At 45.5% G+C, this 15,890-nt stretch carries 17 protein-coding genes; 9 read left to right on the plus strand and 8 right to left on the minus strand.

The window, feature by feature from the left end; translation table 11 throughout:
- Window positions 1-171: 171 nt before the first annotated feature.
- The 4 genes from DT065_RS10705 to DT065_RS10720 form a co-directional block, all read right to left on the minus strand.
- Window positions 172-720 (minus strand): YwhD family protein, encoded by a 549-nt coding sequence (locus DT065_RS10705; protein WP_114373235.1) that lies wholly within the window; start codon window positions 718-720, stop codon window positions 172-174.
- 177 nt (window positions 721-897) lie between these two features.
- The gene (locus DT065_RS10710; protein ID WP_114373237.1) at window positions 898-2,001 is read right to left on the minus strand and encodes a C40 family peptidase; all 1,104 of its coding nucleotides are present in this window, start codon (window positions 1,999-2,001) and stop codon (window positions 898-900) included.
- Window positions 2,002-2,439: 438 nt separating this feature from the next.
- Window positions 2,440-2,961: a YwgA family protein gene (locus DT065_RS10715; RefSeq protein WP_114373239.1), complete on the minus strand. Its 522-nt coding sequence runs from the start codon at window positions 2,959-2,961 to the stop codon at window positions 2,440-2,442.
- Between the two features lie 13 nt (window positions 2,962-2,974).
- Window positions 2,975-4,267 carry an HD domain-containing protein gene (locus DT065_RS10720; protein ID WP_114376257.1) on the minus strand — a complete coding sequence of 431 codons (1,293 nt, stop codon included), beginning with the start codon at window positions 4,265-4,267 and terminating at the stop codon, window positions 2,975-2,977.
- A gap of 211 nt (window positions 4,268-4,478) precedes the next feature.
- Here DT065_RS10720 and DT065_RS10725 point away from each other — a divergent pair, with 211 nt between their 5' ends.
- The 3 genes from DT065_RS10725 to metE all read left to right on the plus strand — a co-directional run bounded on the left by DT065_RS10725 (window position 4,479) and on the right by metE (window position 8,654).
- Window positions 4,479-5,309: a lipoate--protein ligase family protein gene (locus DT065_RS10725; RefSeq protein WP_114373240.1), complete on the plus strand. Its 831-nt coding sequence runs from the start codon at window positions 4,479-4,481 to the stop codon at window positions 5,307-5,309.
- 185 nt (window positions 5,310-5,494) lie between these two features.
- Window positions 5,495-6,241 (plus strand): hydrogen peroxide-dependent heme synthase, encoded by a 747-nt coding sequence (gene hemQ / locus DT065_RS10730; RefSeq protein WP_114373242.1) that lies wholly within the window; start codon window positions 5,495-5,497, stop codon window positions 6,239-6,241.
- A gap of 130 nt (window positions 6,242-6,371) precedes the next feature.
- Window positions 6,372-8,654: a 5-methyltetrahydropteroyltriglutamate--homocysteine S-methyltransferase gene (gene metE / locus DT065_RS10735; protein WP_114373244.1), complete on the plus strand. Its 2,283-nt coding sequence runs from the start codon at window positions 6,372-6,374 to the stop codon at window positions 8,652-8,654.
- 242 nt (window positions 8,655-8,896) lie between these two features.
- On the opposite strand, the gene DT065_RS10740 is transcribed toward metE, so the two are convergent.
- A complete protein-coding gene (locus DT065_RS10740) occupies window positions 8,897-9,346 on the minus strand; it encodes a DUF2188 domain-containing protein (RefSeq protein WP_114373246.1) in 450 nt (149 codons plus the stop codon).
- Window positions 9,347-9,487: 141 nt separating this feature from the next.
- Here DT065_RS10740 and DT065_RS10745 point away from each other — a divergent pair, with 141 nt between their 5' ends.
- From DT065_RS10745 to DT065_RS10770, 6 genes are all read left to right on the plus strand, one after another.
- Window positions 9,488-9,910 carry a cell wall hydrolase gene (locus DT065_RS10745; RefSeq protein ID WP_114373248.1) on the plus strand — a complete coding sequence of 141 codons (423 nt, stop codon included), beginning with the start codon at window positions 9,488-9,490 and terminating at the stop codon, window positions 9,908-9,910.
- Between the two features lie 80 nt (window positions 9,911-9,990).
- On the plus strand, window positions 9,991-10,389 hold the full coding sequence (gene gerQ, locus DT065_RS10750; protein WP_114376259.1) for a spore coat protein GerQ: 399 nt from the start codon (window positions 9,991-9,993) through the stop codon (window positions 10,387-10,389).
- 504 nt (window positions 10,390-10,893) lie between these two features.
- Entirely contained in the window at window positions 10,894-12,669 is a 1,776-nt protein-coding gene (locus tag DT065_RS10755) for an ABC transporter ATP-binding protein (protein ID WP_114373250.1), read from the plus strand.
- A gap of 154 nt (window positions 12,670-12,823) precedes the next feature.
- Window positions 12,824-13,060 carry a ferredoxin family protein gene (locus tag DT065_RS10760; protein WP_114373252.1) on the plus strand — a complete coding sequence of 79 codons (237 nt, stop codon included), beginning with the start codon at window positions 12,824-12,826 and terminating at the stop codon, window positions 13,058-13,060.
- Between the two features lie 209 nt (window positions 13,061-13,269).
- Window positions 13,270-14,097 (plus strand): DUF368 domain-containing protein, encoded by an 828-nt coding sequence (locus tag DT065_RS10765; RefSeq protein WP_114373253.1) that lies wholly within the window; start codon window positions 13,270-13,272, stop codon window positions 14,095-14,097.
- 10 nt (window positions 14,098-14,107) lie between these two features.
- Entirely contained in the window at window positions 14,108-14,662 is a 555-nt protein-coding gene (locus DT065_RS10770; protein ID WP_114373255.1) for a small multi-drug export protein, read from the plus strand.
- Window positions 14,663-14,735: 73 nt separating this feature from the next.
- On the opposite strand, the gene DT065_RS10775 is transcribed toward DT065_RS10770, so the two are convergent.
- The 3 genes from DT065_RS10775 to DT065_RS10785 all read right to left on the minus strand — a co-directional run bounded on the left by DT065_RS10775 (window position 14,736) and on the right by DT065_RS10785 (window position 15,816).
- Window positions 14,736-15,107 (minus strand): DUF423 domain-containing protein, encoded by a 372-nt coding sequence (locus tag DT065_RS10775; protein ID WP_114373257.1) that lies wholly within the window; start codon window positions 15,105-15,107, stop codon window positions 14,736-14,738.
- Window positions 15,108-15,141: 34 nt separating this feature from the next.
- Window positions 15,142-15,432 (minus strand): DUF5327 family protein, encoded by a 291-nt coding sequence (locus DT065_RS10780; RefSeq protein ID WP_114373259.1) that lies wholly within the window; start codon window positions 15,430-15,432, stop codon window positions 15,142-15,144.
- Between the two features lie 183 nt (window positions 15,433-15,615).
- Complete coding sequence (locus DT065_RS10785) at window positions 15,616-15,816, minus strand: hypothetical protein (protein ID WP_114373261.1); 201 nt, start codon at window positions 15,814-15,816, stop codon at window positions 15,616-15,618.
- Window positions 15,817-15,890: the final 74 nt, after the last annotated feature.

The following is a 15,890-nucleotide window of genomic DNA, read 5'->3' on the forward strand; positions in this document are numbered from 1 at the left end:
TTTTACTTATGCTTTCATCTTTACTATAGTTGAACATTCTTCAAGGACAAAAAAACACTAAAATGCGCAAGGGATACAACGCCCCCCGCGCACTTTAGTGTCTTTAATGATTCCTATTGTACGTGGCCTCCACCTCTCGTACAAGGGCGAACCCCATTGTTCACAAATCCTTCACGAATTCGTCAATGCTTCTTTGAAGTCATCATTCGAATTGTTCCAGTATTCTTCACTGAACCCTTTCAAATATTCCCGTAACATGTAAAGGGATTTTTCATCCATAAGGTCCACGACAACCCGGCCTTTTAATGCTTTATCCATGTTGTTCACGTGCTCAGGCATGCTTTTGTATCCTCTGCGAAACCGGCTGCCTTCCGGCGGCTCAACCTCCCGATAAAAACGGCAGGCACCGATGCCATCATACTTCGGTTTCCCTTCTTCTGTATGGCCTGTCGTCACCCAAACCATCCAATATTCTCTCGGATCGTTGAGTTCTTCTTTATTTTCAAGCAGTTTGACCTTCTTCTCAATTTCGGAACGAGCATGGATGGCTCCCATGTCAATAAACACGCGTTCATCAACAGGATCAATAATGACCGGCGTTAAATGGTCTAGACTCATGGAGCCGACCCCGAATCCGCCGTGCCCGTCTGTCGAATCTCCGCTTAATATATTAAAACCTGAACCTGTGCGTTTCTCTCTATTTTTATTAAAAAGTTCCACGTGATCCTCTCCTCACTGAAGACGTTCTGCTTATTTCCAGTGTATCACAACATCCCCGTCCATAAACAACCAAACGACATTTACGATTTAATCGACAGAATAAAATTACCCCTTGAAAGCAACGTTTTAACATTGCTTTCAAGGGGTAAAGGTAACCATTCCATTCACTTGTGAAGTTTAGAGACTTCCGGCCCCGATGTATTTGTCGGCCCAATAATAAGGGTCGTCTAAACGGTCGATCGTAACACCGTTGGATGCACTCGCGTGGATGAACTCGCCATTTCCGATGTAGATACCCGCGTGAGACACACCGCCGCTAGTATCAAAGAATACGAGATCGCCTTTGCTCGGATTGGATACGGGTGTACTCATGTTATATAGCGAAGACGTGTCCGCACGATGGTCAAAGCCTTGTCCATTTTGTTCAAACACGTAGTTGATGAACCCGCTGCAATCAAATGCACTCGGGCCGTTAGCACCATAACTATATGGCGTACCCATCTGTGCCATCGCAGTATCGATCAAGGCATCAACGTCACCATTGCTATCGGGAGTGTCATCAGTTGAGGCACCCCCGACAACCCCTTCGGATCCGCTGTTGCTATCGGAAGAGCTGTCACTGCCGGAGCTGCTGTTATCATTGCTAGTGCTATTATCGCTAGATTCACTGGAAGAGTTGCTGTTCTCGGAATTATTATTGCTGTCGGAATCATCGACTTGCTGCCCTTCAAGGGAGCTTAGCGTTGCCGGCCCTGCTACTCCGAAGAAATTACCGGCAGGCGAAGAAATGCCATGGTCTTCTTGATAAGTTTTCACGGCACTTTCCGTTAACGGACCGAAGATGGAATCGACATTCCCTTCATAGTATCCGAGATCTTGAAGCTTCGATTGAAGATCACTCACGGATTCACTGACATCCCCATTAGACATGGAATTTGAATTTCCGTTGGACGAATGATCACCAGAACTATCATTGGAAGAACCTTCAAGTGAAGCGATCGTTTGTGGTCCTGCAACTCCAAAGAAGTTCCCGGCAGGAGAAGAAATGCCATGATCTTCTTGATAAGCTTTCACAGCGCTTAGCGTTCTGGGACCGAACGTGGACCCTGTGGATCCTTGAAAGTAACCGAGATCTTTTAGTTCTGTTTGCAGTTCATTTACGGAGTCATTTACATCTCCGCTGGACATTGAATCTACGTCTACACTAAATGCGTCTGCCGCGTTTGGAGCTGCGAATAGCAACCCTACTGCCACGACTGTGCTTAATGCATATTTTTTCATAATGATTATCCACTCATGTATTGTTCGACATATATTCGTTCGTAACTGGATTTATCCATGGATGGTAAGTATGTAATAGGTACTTCTAAGACGAACGTTTTAATTGAGTGAATCGCCACCTCCTTGATTTGTGTAATTAGTCTTGTATTTCATTCCTCTACGAATGTTATATATTGCATTATAGATTTTAAGGTTGTAGGTGACAATATCTTTTACTGTTTTGTATCCTAAATGTAATGTGGATAGACTACTATTCTATCCTTCCGTTTTTTTATACGTTAATAGACATGCGTCAATAAGGGAATATTTACATAGAAGTGGGTTAATGTGGAAAGTACTCGATTTCCGTCGTAACTTTTTTGTAATCTTTTTGTTATCTCGAAAATCATGTTTTAGAAAAAACCTCAAGGATCGTTTCCGATGTCCTTGAGGTTTCCTTTAGGAACCTTTATTAATAGCTTTCCTCCAGCCTTCGATATGGGCATACGCCCGGTCGATATCCTGTTCCGAGTATTTTTGCGTCTTTTTAACCATATGTACTTTCCTGATGATTTCTTCTTTATCTGCAGGTTGAAGAAAAAGAATCGTAGAAACCAGTTCAAGAAACTTGGACGAGCAAGCGTTCATAGCTTGAATGACATTTTTCTCATGTTCAAATGTTTCGTGATCGTTCCCTTTTGCCTTCAGAAAATGTTCCCCATTTGCAGCCACCTGATAGCGATATTGATAATAGCCGGCCTTCTCTTCTTTTATTTCCGATATAAAACCAAATTGCTGTAATTCCTCAAGGCGAAGGCTCAGTTCTTCAGAATAAGGGCCATAGCGATGAAAATCGTACTTTTCATGAAACGGCATGCCTAATTTTTTGCTGATAAAGACGATTTTTTGAAACTTTTTACGTCCGGTTATTTCTCCAACCCTTTGCAGTAAAGACAAAACATTGACATGTTGGTCCAACACACGGCCTTCCTCCTCAACCTGACAAAATCTCCAGTATTTCACGCTTCTCGTTTTCTTGGCCGGGCGTATGCAAAATATCACTCGGATAATACAGTTTATGATCCGTGCGTTTTTTGCCCGAAATAGCCTCGACGACATCGGACGCTCGTGATAACTCGCGGAGTCTTCGATCGTTCATAAGCAAATGAATCGGCATCCGTTCTTCTTCTTCCCCGGGCCGGTAAAAATCATAAGGCAGGTCCGATGAAAAATCAATGTCAAGATAATAATCCGGATCTATCCCTATGGCTTTAAAGCGCTCTTGCAATCCTGCCCACTCATTCATAATAAAATGTTGATTGAATTCAACGTATTGAAACAACCGTCGATGCAGAAAACGACTGCATAAATCAGCAAGAATTTCATCCCGTTCTTCTTCCCACACCTGAAAATAATAGAAGATAATCATTTCATCAAGCTTTAAATAGTCCTTAATGGAGATATCCTCCTCAAAAAAAGGGGTGAGGTGCGTAGGAGCTTGGTTAAACACATAACCGTTCAGGTACAAGTATTTCGCTCTCCGCAATATTTTATTTAAGATCACTTCCGCACTTCGCGTCACCGGATGAAAATAGACTTGCCAATACATTTGATAACGGCTCATAATATAGTCTTCCACCGCGTGCATCCCGGTACTCTTAATGACAACCTGATCATCCAACGGCCGCATCACCCGCAAAATCCGCTCCATATCGAAATGCCCGTAACTGACACCCGTGTAAAACGCATCGCGTTGCAAATAGTCCATTCGGTCCGCATCAATTTGGCTGGAAATCATGCTGACGACGAGTTTGTTCGGATGGGTTTTTTCAATGACATCTGCCACTTCACGCGGAAATTCATTCCCCATTCGACGAAGGACCGCGTTCACCTCGGTTTCTCCCATAATAATCTCTCTTGTCCAACTTTCATGGTCCGTATCAAACACTTTCTCAAACGAATGGGAGAAAGGACCATGTCCAATATCATGGAGAAGTGCCGTTACCAAGCAAAGCAAACGGTCTTCTTCATTCCAGTGCGGCCTGCCCTGAAAAACGTCAATCATTCGCCGCATAATTTCATACACCCCAAGCGAATGGTTAAAACGTGTATGCTCCGCTCCGTGAAAGGTGAGAAACGTCGTCCCCAGCTGGCGCACCCGCCGCAACCGTTGAAACTCTTTCGTTCCAATCAAATCCCAGATTAACCGATCACGGACATGGATATATCGATGAACCGGGTCCTTGAACACTTTTTCTTCTTTTAATATTGTATTGCCTCTGCTCATATGGCAAAGCCAACCTTTCCATCTCTTTTCTTCATTATAACGAAAGAAAAGGACCAAGCAAACGAAAACGCCAGCTAAACTGCATCCAACAAGTGTTTTATTTGCAAAAGAGCGGAATGCCATTTGGATCGACATGGCCGAATCTCTCCTATAGAAACAATGCGTGTTATACTGAGAAGACATGAAATTTATTTGAACGGAGCTTAAGGGAATGACAAGTTTACAAACGTTTCCGGGAAACGAATGGCGTTGGTTAAATCATTCGGAAAAGGGACTGGCTTACAGCCCCCTTCATTCCTTCGCATATGATGACACCCTTTGCGAAAGCGTCGGCAAACAAGACGCTTTTCCGACCGTGCATACATGGGTTCACAAACCGACGATTGTGCTCGGCACCCTGGATAGTCGCCTGCCTTCTATCCACCGCGCGATAGAGCAACAAAATAAAAATGGCTTTGATACAATCGTACGCAATTCCGGGGGCCTCGCTGTTTTTCTCGATCCGGGAATTCTAAACATCTCGCTCATCGTAAAAGATACGAAAACCTTCACGATCAATGCTGCTTACACGTTCATGTGGAACTTTGTCCGGGAGATGTATCGGGACGCAACACATGAAATATTGACAGGCGAAGTCGTCGGATCTTACTGTCCGGGCAATTTTGATCTCAGTATCGGGGGAACAAAATTTGCGGGCATTTCCCAGCGTCGTCTACGTAACGGGATATCCATCCAAGTGTACCTCGCCATTACAGGTACCGGGTCCGAACGGGCAGAAATCATCCGTCAATTTTATCAAGCAGCCGGAGGGGATCACAATCCCTCAACGCCAACGGTCGAGCCGCGAACGATGGCTTCCCTGTCGGAATTGTACAAGCGGGAAATGACAATTGCTGACAGTGAAGCGCGCATGAAGCGTGTGTTCAATGATCACGGGATCACGCTCACGCCAGCCCAATTATCTTCCAACGAAGAAATTCGTTTCCAAAAAAGATTAGACCTGATCCATGGGCGTAACAAAAAAATATTGGGATACAACTAGAAAGCCCGTTGGCTACGAGCAACGGGCTTCTTTTCATTCGATAGTCCATTTTTCTTCCTTTGTGTGCGAAAGACTGACAAATGTGTCACATTTACGAAATCCCCGTGTGCTCCGTTTTCTTCCCTGCTGTAACATGTGTTAAAATAGGGCTTGGAGCACAGGAAAGAGAGAAAGGAGCATACGAAATGCCTGAGCCTGCAGAAACCATTGATGGCTGGTATTGCCTGCATGATCTCCGTTCGATTGACTGGACATCATGGAAACACGTACCGGAGGATGAAAAACAAGAGATACTTGCTGAATTCACGGCTATGGTCGACAAATGGATAGACAATGAACAAAAAGAAGAAGGTAGCTACGCTCTGTATTCCATTTTAGGGCAGAAAGCGGACCTCATGTTCATGTTGCTCCGTCCGACGATGGAAGAATTGGAACAAATTGAAAAAGCCTTTAATCAATCACGCTTAGCCGAATATACGGTTCCGGCATATTCCTATGTCTCCGTTGTGGAACTGGGTAAGTACATGTTCCGCGGCGAAGGGGACCCTCTCGAAGACCCGAGCGTCCGCGAACGCGTCTTCCCGATATTACCGAAATGGGAACACATTTGCTTTTACCCGATGGACAAAAAACGTGAAGGCGACGATAATTGGTACATGATGCCCGCGAAAGACCGAGGACAATTGATGTACGGCCACGGGATGGTGGGCCGCAAGTACGCGGGATATGTCAAACAAGTCATTACCGGCTCCGTCGGTTTCGATGATTGGGAATGGGGCGTTACTTTATTTGCCCACGACGTCATTCAATTTAAAAAACTCGTTTATGAAATGCGTTTTGACGAAGCCTCCGCGCGTTTTGCCCAGTTTGGCCCTTTCTATGTTGGAAATGTATTGGAAAAAGATAACATCACAGGGTATTTCCAAGTATAATTGTCGGAATAAACCTTGACAAATCATGTTCATTCTTTTATCTTTTAAAGTATTCCAGTAAATAGGATACGGTGGATAGTGGATATTTTCACCTACTATTAAAGGGTGGAAATATCCTTTTTTACTACATATGCAGGAGGAGATAGGGTTGAAAACTAGTTTGTTGGGATATCCCCGCATTGGAGAGAAACGAGAATGGAAAAAAGCGCTGGAGGCACATTGGGCCGGGAACCTAAGCAGCGAAGACCTTCATGCCGAAATGAAGGCCGTTCGTTTAAACCACCTAAAAAAACAACAGGATGCCGGAATTGAAACCATCCCGGTGGGGGACTTTACGTATTATGATCATATTCTCGATGCATCCGCCATGTTCGGATTAGTCCCGGACCGCTTTGAATACGACGGCGGAAGTGTATCGCTAGAGACATACTTTGCAATGGCCCGGGGGAACAAAGACGTGCCTGCCTCCGAAATGACAAAGTGGTACAACACGAATTATCACTACATCGTTCCTGAAATCGAAAATAAAACTCCCACATTGACCGCAAACTACCTGCTGGATGCTTACAAGGAAGCAAAAGAAGAACTTGGCATTGAAGGAAAGCCTGTGATCATTGGCCCTTATTCATTTCTGAAATTGGCAAAACATTATAAGAACGATGCGTTTCCCGAATTACTCACCCAATTCACCGACGTTTATGTTGAACTTTTCCAAACGCTTGCCGATGAAGGCGTCCAATGGGTACAAGTGGACGAGCCTTCCCTCGTCACGACGATTCCGGAAGAAGACGTTCCACTGATTCGCAAAACCTATGAAACACTCCAAAAAGAAGTACCGCAACTTAACGTTTTATTACAAACGTATTTTGAAGCTGTCAGCCATTACGAGAAAGTCATCGAACTCCCCGTAGCCGGCATCGGACTGGATTTTATCCATGATCAAGGTAAGAATCTGCATGCCTTGCAAACACACGGCTTTCCTAAAGACAAAGTGCTTGGAGCAGGAGTGATCGACGGCCGCAATATTTGGAAAGCGAAACTCAAAGATAAGCTTGTGCTATTAAATGAAGTTCAAAATTATGTGCAGAATGATAAGATTTGGCTTCAACCATCCGCGAGCTTACTACATACGCCTGTAACCGTGGAAAATGAACCGGCACTTGATGCAACCTTGAAACAGGCCCTTTCATTCGCCGACGAGAAAATGGAGGAACTTCGTCTCCTGCAAGAGTTGGGCGTCGGGGAATCTAAAGCGAAGGACAAAATATTGGCAGACAACGAGGAAATTTTTACTGCTCTTAAAGAAAAGGGTTGGCGCAAGGAAGAACCGGATACGGCTACCTCCAAGGGAGTGAGCCGTACGCTAAGCTATGAAGAACGCCGAAAAAAACAATTAGAGAAGTGGCCATTGCCTAAGCTCCCCACAACAACGATCGGAAGTTTCCCACAAACGCGCGATGTTCGCCGTTTACGTGCCCGATTGAAAAAGGGAGAGCTTACACGGTCAGAATACCAATCCGCCATCCAATCCCATATCAAGACGTGGATTGACCACCAGGAAGAAATCGGTTTAGACGTGCTCGTCCATGGTGAATTTGAGCGAAACGATATGGTCGAATACTTTGGCGAGCGCCTGGAAGGCTTTGCTTTTACAAAAAACGCCTGGGTGCAATCCTACGGTTCGCGCGGGGTGAAACCTCCGATCATCTACGGGGATGTACGGTTTAAAGAGCCGATGACCGTGGAAGAAACCGTCTATGCCCAGTCGTTGACGGACAAACCTGTCAAAGGCATGCTTACCGGACCCGTCACGATTCTCAATTGGTCCTTTGAACGGGACGATCTGCCGAAGCAACAAGTTGCTTTTCAAATTGCGGAAGCGATGAAAGAAGAAGTGAGCGCCTTGGAAGACGCCGGCATCGAAATGATTCAAATCGATGAACCTGCCTTGCGCGAGGGGTTGCCGCTGAAACGTGAAGATTGGCCGACCTATTTGGAATGGGCCGTGCAAGCGTTCAGGGTAAGCTCTTCCTATGTGGAAAATACGACCCAAATTCACACCCATATGTGCTACAGTGAATTTCAGGATATTATCGATGCGATCAGCGCCCTTGATGCCGATGTTATCTCTATTGAAACGTCCAGAAGCCAAGGCGATATTCTGGAAACGTTTGAAAATAATGTTTATGATAAAGGCATAGGCCTTGGCGTTTACGACATTCACAGCCCACGGGTGCCATCGGAAGAGGAAATGTTGCACGTTATGCGCCGTGCCCTCCGCGTGCTCCCCGCCGATCTCTTCTGGGTCAACCCGGATTGTGGCTTAAAAACGCGCAATGAGGAAGAAACGGTTGCCGCCCTAAAAACAATGGTGACTGCCGCCGAAAAAGCACGTGCAGAAGTGACAAGCTAATGTTTTCAGAAGCAATCAAGAGCCTCCCGCCCTCAGAGCAGGAGGCTCTTTTTGGCTTGTCGAGAAGAATAAGACGGCGCTAGTTCGATCAGAACAGGTGGAGGTCGTCCACCATTCGAAGAATTGTGGGATAAAGGGTGGAAAGCGATTATAAAGAGCTATGTCGCGATCATATTTTAGGGTGGGGCTTCGGCTGCCTATTTGAACACCCAGTGTAACACTCTATCCATATTTCTAAGCGCTCACCGTTCATAATTGTGTTTTTCTTCTACGCTATCATCCTCCCGATGGATGATCAGCTGTGTGCCTTTATTTCGGGCAATTTCACGGCCGCGTGTCACGGCTTCTTTTTTATTTTCAAACACTTCCGATGGCTGGTAAGCCCCCTCTGCTTGTACAGCCCAACCTCCTTCGGAGTGGGGAGTTACAAATTGCGGGCGTTCGAGCAATTCCGGGCGGCTGCCGTCCCGATCATTTTCCGGGGTCGTATCCTCTTCTTTTAAAAACTGCTGAATTTCCGACTCACTGGCATTTTCGCGCCATTCCTTCGCTTGTTCGGTAGCAATCGGAATCGCCCTTCCTTCATCATGTCCATCCTCAAGCATAGCATTGCCTATCTCAATAGCTTTTTTTCGAACCGTTCGATCCATGTTCTTCCATGAACTGGGGTAATCATTCATATTCCACGCCATATCCATCACCTCTTTTTTGTTTTCCTATTCCCGGTACAATCACCTTTTAATCAAACGAAAAATAAAACATATATGCTTCATTGAATCATATAATGTAATAATGCTCAGAAGAACCAAGACACCACTTGGGGGTGGCCGTGAATGGCAGTGATACCGGCGACAGAACAGGATGTGCAAGTCCTCGCTCGGTTAATGCGGGCAGAAGCGGAAGGTGAAGGCAATCTAGGCATGCTCAATGCAGGTACGACAATGGTCAACCGTGTACGATTTAACTGTTCGGATTTTGAGGATATCCGTACGATCGATCAGATGGCCTTTCAATCTCCGGGAGGATTTGAAGCCGTTCAAAAAGGTCACTTTTATCAACGGGCACGAGATAATGAAATCCAACTTGCCCGCCGTCTCATTCAAGGTGAACGTTTCCACCCCGCTCAACGGTCTCTGTGGTTTTTTCGACCGCCCGGCGCTTGTGATCCTGACTGGTTTGGCCAACCGCTCATCGGTCGATATAAACTACATTGTTTTTATGAACCAACACCCGAAGAGTGTCCGGAAATGAAGTAAGATAAAAATATAAAGGAGGAAATATTGTGTACGTAAATCCCTGGTACGGGTATTACCCGTATTACCCACAACAATATGGCATGCCTGATGTGTACCGACAAGAACAAATGAACCAACAGCAACAACAGCAGCAGCAAATGCAACAAATGCAACAACAAATGGAGCAGCAGCAAATGGGAGCACTTCCGGTTGAACAATCATACATCGAGAATATTTTACGATTAAATTTGGGCAAGGATGCAAGGGTGTATATGACTTTTGGAAATGGAGGAAATCAACAGTCACAAGTGTTTGAGGGCAGATTGGAAGCAGCCGGGCGTGACCATATCATTATCGTTGATGATAACACCGGGAGACGCTATCTACTGCTTATGATCTACCTTGATTATGTCACGTTCGATGAACCCCTTGATTACGAGTATCCATTTGCTAATGAAGGAGAAGCCGGGCAGCAATTGGTTCAATATTCTCCCCGTTAAAATGAAGGCGGCCAAACGGCCGCTTTTTACATAAAGAAGGCATGATTCTTCGATTGCAGGCAAAAGCTAGTACTATATTTAGAAATTCTTGATATGCCACTCTTTGGGCAGCGTGACTCCTGCCCCCCTTTCGGAGAGGGAGGTCTCTTTTTTAGAGACGACAACGGAAGAATCGTCCCTCTCGGGGCGGGGGATAACCTTTTGACGAACAATTACGCGAATATTGTTCCTCTCAGCTCGAGGGATATACCTTTGGACGGACGATTACGCATAGCGACCGTTCACTTTTTCTTTCTTTTGACAGTCAAACTTCTTTTCAGCTAGTGTATATTAAGGAAGGTCGGCTAAGTTCGCCACGTCCTGTGGCAACGCCGACACTAGCACTTCCTGTGCGTCGGAAGGCCAGTGTGCCACGTCCAGATAAGAGACGGGCAATGAACGGCGGGAGATTGTCTCCCCCATTCCAACTGTTAGGTAATGATTTTTTATTGAAGGAGAGGGGCAATGCGCGAAAGCACTTTGGATGCAAAACCACGGAAACAAAGCGTGCGCCAAATGTTTAAGGACTTGTTTTCCCGGGTTCGCCCGCATTGGCGTTTGATTTTGATTGCTGTCATTGCTGTACTTTTTGTCGCCTTGATTGAGTTTGCGATTCCCCAATTCATCCAATATACGATTGACGTTGTCATCCCCGAAGCACAATTGGACATGCTCGCCTGGGTAATTGCCGGCATTATTGGCGGAGCTTTCCTCCTCATCGGTTTTCAATTTGCGGGAAGTTATATCATGGCTATCGTCGGACAACGGGCACTTTATGATCTCCGAAATGAGTTGTACAGTCACATGCAACATTCCGATGTTTCTTTTTTTGACAATAATCGTACTGGAGATTTAATGTCGCGGATGACCAATGATGTTAATATGTTGCAGCAATTGCTTGCTTCCGGTCTCTTGAATTTACTGACGGATATCTTTATTTTCATAGCGATATCCACTTATATGTTTTATGTAAATTGGCAGCTTGCTACCCTGATCTTGTTAACGTTTCCCCTTCTTTTTTATCTCACGCGGTATTTTGCCAAACGGATTCGCACCGCCTACTTAAGGGTCCAGGGAAGCCTTGCCGAAATGAACAACCATTTACAAGATACTTTTTCGGGTATTCGCCTCGTCAAATCCTTTGCCATGGAACGCTATGAAGAAGAGCGATTTTCCAAACGTAATGAAACAAATCGGCAAGCGAATATCAACGCGGCGAAAAATTTTTCTTTATTCGGACCGCTCGTCAATTTCATCAATTATTTAGGGATGGCCATCGTCGTGGTGTTTGGTGCTTGGCAAACGATCGGCGGAGACATGACCGTCGGCATGATCGCCACCTTTATCGTCTATGTGCGCCTTTTGCAAAATCCTATCCGGCGCGTCAGCCGATTAATGAACACCATTCAACAAGCAGCCGCTGCTTATGACCGCATCATGGCAATCTTGGAGACGGAGCCTTCCATTCAAAATCCGGAAAATGCGCAGTCCTTTTCCATCCGTGATGGAGACGTCAAGATCCAGCAAGTTTCTTTTGCCTACGACAACGAACTCGTGATCAAAAATATCGATGTCCATTTTCAAGCCGGAAAAACGACCGCCATCGTCGGCCCTTCAGGTTCCGGGAAAACGACCTTAACGCAATTAATCAGCCGATTTTACGATCCGACCGCGGGCACGATCACCATCGACGGCACACGTATCGATACGGTCACGCTTTCTTCCCTTCGTTCTCAAATTGGCGTTGTCAGCCAAGACATTGTGCTATTTAACGGTACCATTCGTGATAATATTGCTTACGGGTTGCCGAATGCCAGTTTTACCGATATTCAACAAGCAGCACGTATCGCTGACGCGGAAACGTTTATTAACGAGCTTTCGGACGGGTATGACACCACGGTCGGCGAGAGAGGCGTTAAGCTTTCCGGCGGCCAAAAACAACGAATTTCTATCGCCCGTGCCCTCTTAAAAGCGCCGGCAATCATTTTGCTTGATGAAGCTACCTCCTCGCTGGATACGGAAGCGGAAAAAACCATTCAAGCAGGATTGGGCCAGTTGTTACAAAACCGAACAGCAGTCGTGATTGCCCATCGGCTTTCTACCATTCAAAATGCCGATCATATCGTCGTCCTTGACGAGGGCCAAGTGGTGGAACAAGGGACGCATCAGGGATTACTGGCAAAAAACGGACGTTACCGAAGGCTTTATTATTCGCAGTTTCATGAGAAAGTTTTTAGCTAATTCTTAACCGCTATTTCTCCTTTTAAGCTAGAAGATATGTTACAATACTGGGCAACACCTTATTGATGGTTGTCAAAAATGACTTTTTTGCTATAAAGTGTTTTATTCACTTTCATTTATCCGTTATAATCACAAATAGGGAGGTGAGATACAGATGCCATTCGTCATTACTTCACCCTGTGTTGAAGAAAAAAACGGGTCTTGTGTAGAAGTTTGTCCGGTTGATTGCATTGAAGAAGGAAAGGACATGTTCTACATTGATCCGGATATCTGTATAGATTGCGGGGCATGCGAACCCGTATGTCCGGTGGAAGCTATTTATCCGGACGACGAAGTACCTGAAGCAGAAGCCCAATACATTGAATTAAACCGCGCATTTTTTGAAGAATAATGACCGGTTCCCAGGCGCAGGTGTTGACCCCTGAGGGTTAGTCAGCACCTGCTTTTTTTCCACTATCAGGTACTGTGCGATAGGATAAGAAACGTTGTGACTTTCGCCTTTCTTGGCGAAAGTCAAGTTTTTCTAAGATATCGCCATTTTTCTTTGGAATTTTTAAAACTCCCATGATATAACGATAAGAGTTAGGGGGAGCTATACCTATGGGAAAGATAAATGGTCACAATCTTTGGCGCGGGTTAATCATGGGGACCGTTGAAACGATCCCCGGCATCAGCAGTGGTACGATCGCCGTGGTGCTCGGCATCTATGAGCGCTTAATCGCCGCTATTAATGGCTTATCCACGCGGGAATGGAAGCAAAGTTTTGCTTTCCTTATCCCCCTCGTCGCCGGTATTTTTGTAGCCGTGTTTTCGAGCGCCAAGATTCTCAACTGGCTTCTTGATTATTATCCACTTCAACTGTCCTTCTTTTTTTTGGGATTAATTATCGGTATTGTCCCTTTTCTGTTGAAGAAAGTGGAATATAAACGAACGTTTTCCGGCATTCATTATATCGCTTTATGCATATCGCTTCTGCTTATTGCACTGTTTGGCATTATGCAGGGCCCTGCTCATTCGAGTATGCTTGGTTCACTGAACGCAAATCACTATATAGCGATCTTTTTTCTCGGGTGGGTCGCGAGTTCAGCAATGATATTGCCTGGGTTAAGCGGATCTTTTATACTGTTGGTGTTTGGGTATTATGAGACCATTATTGATGCACTGGATCATTTCCATCTCCCGGTTTTACTTACACTCATTGCCGGCATAGGTATCGGGGTGCTCATTACAAGTAAGATTGTCCATTTCTTTTTAAGGCAATTTCCGGTCGGAACATATGCAGTAGTGACGGGCATGGTCTTGGGCTCCGTATTTGTGATCTACCGAGGAATGCCTGCAGACGTTGGAGGGTTCATCGCTTCGATCATCGCCTTGGCCATCGGTTTTTACGTTGCCTTATTACTTGGAAAAGTAGAGCATAAGCAATGAGGGGGCCATAATGGACCATTTGATTTATTTCATCATCATATTTTTGGGAGCGGCCATTCCCTTTATCGAATATATGACCGTTATTCCATTAGGAGTTATTATAGGTCTTCCTCTCCTGCCTACGATCGTTTTAGGATTTGCGGGCAACCTTGTTACCGTACTCTTAGTCATCTTTCTCGTAGATAAAATACGGGAATTTTTACAGAGGAGGAAAAAGCAAAACGCTCGCCTCCCAGCTACGGAAAAAGGAAGCACGAGCAGTTCCAACATCGATCAAGAGTCCAATAATAAAACCGAGGCAACAGCCACAACCGAGGTGGCTTGGGAAGAATCTTTCACCAGCAAACGTAGAGAACGAGCGCAAAAGCTTTGGGATAAATACGGCTTGCCCGGGCTCGCAGTGCTCGGCACCGGGCTGCTAAGCAGCCATTTAACAGCAATGATGGCTTGTACCTTTGGCGCAAATCGTACGTATATCATAATCTGGATGGCAATCAGCCTTGCGCTATGGTCGATCCTTATCGGGATCGCTTTTCAATTGGGAATGGATGCGATTTTTAGATAACGAAACGTTTTTCGCAGAACAAACACCTGTGGCCAGATCCACAGGTGTTTGTTTTAAAACACATTCATTCGAATCAAATCCTCAACACAACGATCAACAATAATATCCAGCCTGCGATAAACGCAACCCCTCCGATCGGCGTGATTGCACCGAGCCAAGTCATTCCGGTAAGCGCCATCGTGTATAGGCTCCCGGAAAACACAATGATTCCAAAAAGCATCAAGCTTCCTGCCCAACCGAGCAGCGTGGTTCCACCGATGACTGCCGCAGTCAATCCGACAGCAATAATTGCCAGCGCGTGAAACATGTGATATTGCACGCCGGTTTGATAATTTGCCAACATGCGCTCACTTACTCTGCCCTCCAAACCATGAGCGCCGAAGGCTCCAATGGCAACTGCGAGTGCCCCCATGATCGCTCCGATGGCTAATAACGTTTTTGACATTTCCATCCCCCACGCTTTCAAATACCTATTTGAATTAAAATTCCAGTAAATTGCCTTGAGCTTGAGCGGAAACCTCGTGCCCCTCTCGGGACCGTGGAACGGCTGCCGGAGCCTTCGTTTGCATCCCTTCCCCTTTTACAGGAGCCGGCTGTTCTTTTTTGCTGGAAATAGCGCCGCTTCCTTCTTCAATTAGCTCACTAAATGCACGGATCAGCCGCGCATGTTCACGAATTTCCTCTTTCGAATCTGTCTTTTTCAGGGCATGCTCCAGGTTTGCCGTTTCCTGTTTTATTTTCGCAACGATCGTCTCTGCAGCTACATGCATCGAATTCCTCCTATTCCCCAATTTTACCATAACACGAGGGAGGTCTGTTCCAGATCACGCTTCCGTCCCACTGCTTAGCCCCACTATCAAACACAGTGCTTACATCCTACCGTAATTCCGCCATCAACGTTTCTCGTTTTCAATCATTTAAAAAGGCCTTGAAAAAGGCCCTAGTTCACCGATTTATGATTCATCGGTTGATGGGCTTGGATCAATGCGGTCGTATCCAAAGCCCTCGATTTTAGGATAATTTTCATTATCCACAATCCAGATGATACCTTCATTGTCTTTTACGATGATCTCATCTTTTTTTAAAGCTTCACGTGCTTCTTTAATATCTTCATAACGTTCAGCTGGTATTTGCATATCGTCAATTTTGATCATCGTCTCACCTCCGAACATGGTGTTCATAGCTTTTCCCGGAAAACAGCTAGCGTAAACAAGCGATTTTTTTGCAC

It is taken from the genome of Salicibibacter kimchii, assembly GCF_003336365.1.
In the GTDB taxonomy this organism is placed as follows: Bacteria; Bacillota; Bacilli; order Bacillales; family Marinococcaceae; genus Salicibibacter; species Salicibibacter kimchii.

Bases quoted from the DNA above. Each gene is read 5' to 3' on its own strand.
- DT065_RS10710 (WP_114373237.1), bottom strand. From the start codon at position 2,001: ATGAAAAAATATGCATTAAGCACAGTCGTGGCAGTAGGGTTGCTATTC.
- DT065_RS10720 (WP_114376257.1), bottom strand. From the start codon at position 4,267: ATGAGCAGAGGCAATACAATATTAAAAGAAGAAAAAGTGTTCAAGGAC.
- DT065_RS10725 (WP_114373240.1), top strand. From the start codon at position 4,479: ATGACAAGTTTACAAACGTTTCCGGGAAACGAATGGCGTTGGTTAAAT.
- hemQ (WP_114373242.1), top strand. From the start codon at position 5,495: ATGCCTGAGCCTGCAGAAACCATTGATGGCTGGTATTGCCTGCATGAT.
- metE (WP_114373244.1), top strand. From the start codon at position 6,372: ATGCAGGAGGAGATAGGGTTGAAAACTAGTTTGTTGGGATATCCCCGC.
- DT065_RS10740 (WP_114373246.1), bottom strand. From the start codon at position 9,346: ATGGCGTGGAATATGAATGATTACCCCAGTTCATGGAAGAACATGGAT.
- DT065_RS10745 (WP_114373248.1), top strand. From the start codon at position 9,488: ATGGCAGTGATACCGGCGACAGAACAGGATGTGCAAGTCCTCGCTCGG.
- gerQ (WP_114376259.1), top strand. From the start codon at position 9,991: ATGCCTGATGTGTACCGACAAGAACAAATGAACCAACAGCAACAACAG.
- DT065_RS10755 (WP_114373250.1), top strand. From the start codon at position 10,894: ATGCGCGAAAGCACTTTGGATGCAAAACCACGGAAACAAAGCGTGCGC.
- DT065_RS10760 (WP_114373252.1), top strand. From the start codon at position 12,824: ATGCCATTCGTCATTACTTCACCCTGTGTTGAAGAAAAAAACGGGTCT.
- DT065_RS10765 (WP_114373253.1), top strand. From the start codon at position 13,270: ATGGGAAAGATAAATGGTCACAATCTTTGGCGCGGGTTAATCATGGGG.
- DT065_RS10770 (WP_114373255.1), top strand. From the start codon at position 14,108: ATGGACCATTTGATTTATTTCATCATCATATTTTTGGGAGCGGCCATT.
- DT065_RS10775 (WP_114373257.1), bottom strand. From the start codon at position 15,107: ATGTCAAAAACGTTATTAGCCATCGGAGCGATCATGGGGGCACTCGCA.
- DT065_RS10780 (WP_114373259.1), bottom strand. From the start codon at position 15,432: ATGCATGTAGCTGCAGAGACGATCGTTGCGAAAATAAAACAGGAAACG.
- DT065_RS10785 (WP_114373261.1), bottom strand. From the start codon at position 15,816: ATGATCAAAATTGACGATATGCAAATACCAGCTGAACGTTATGAAGAT.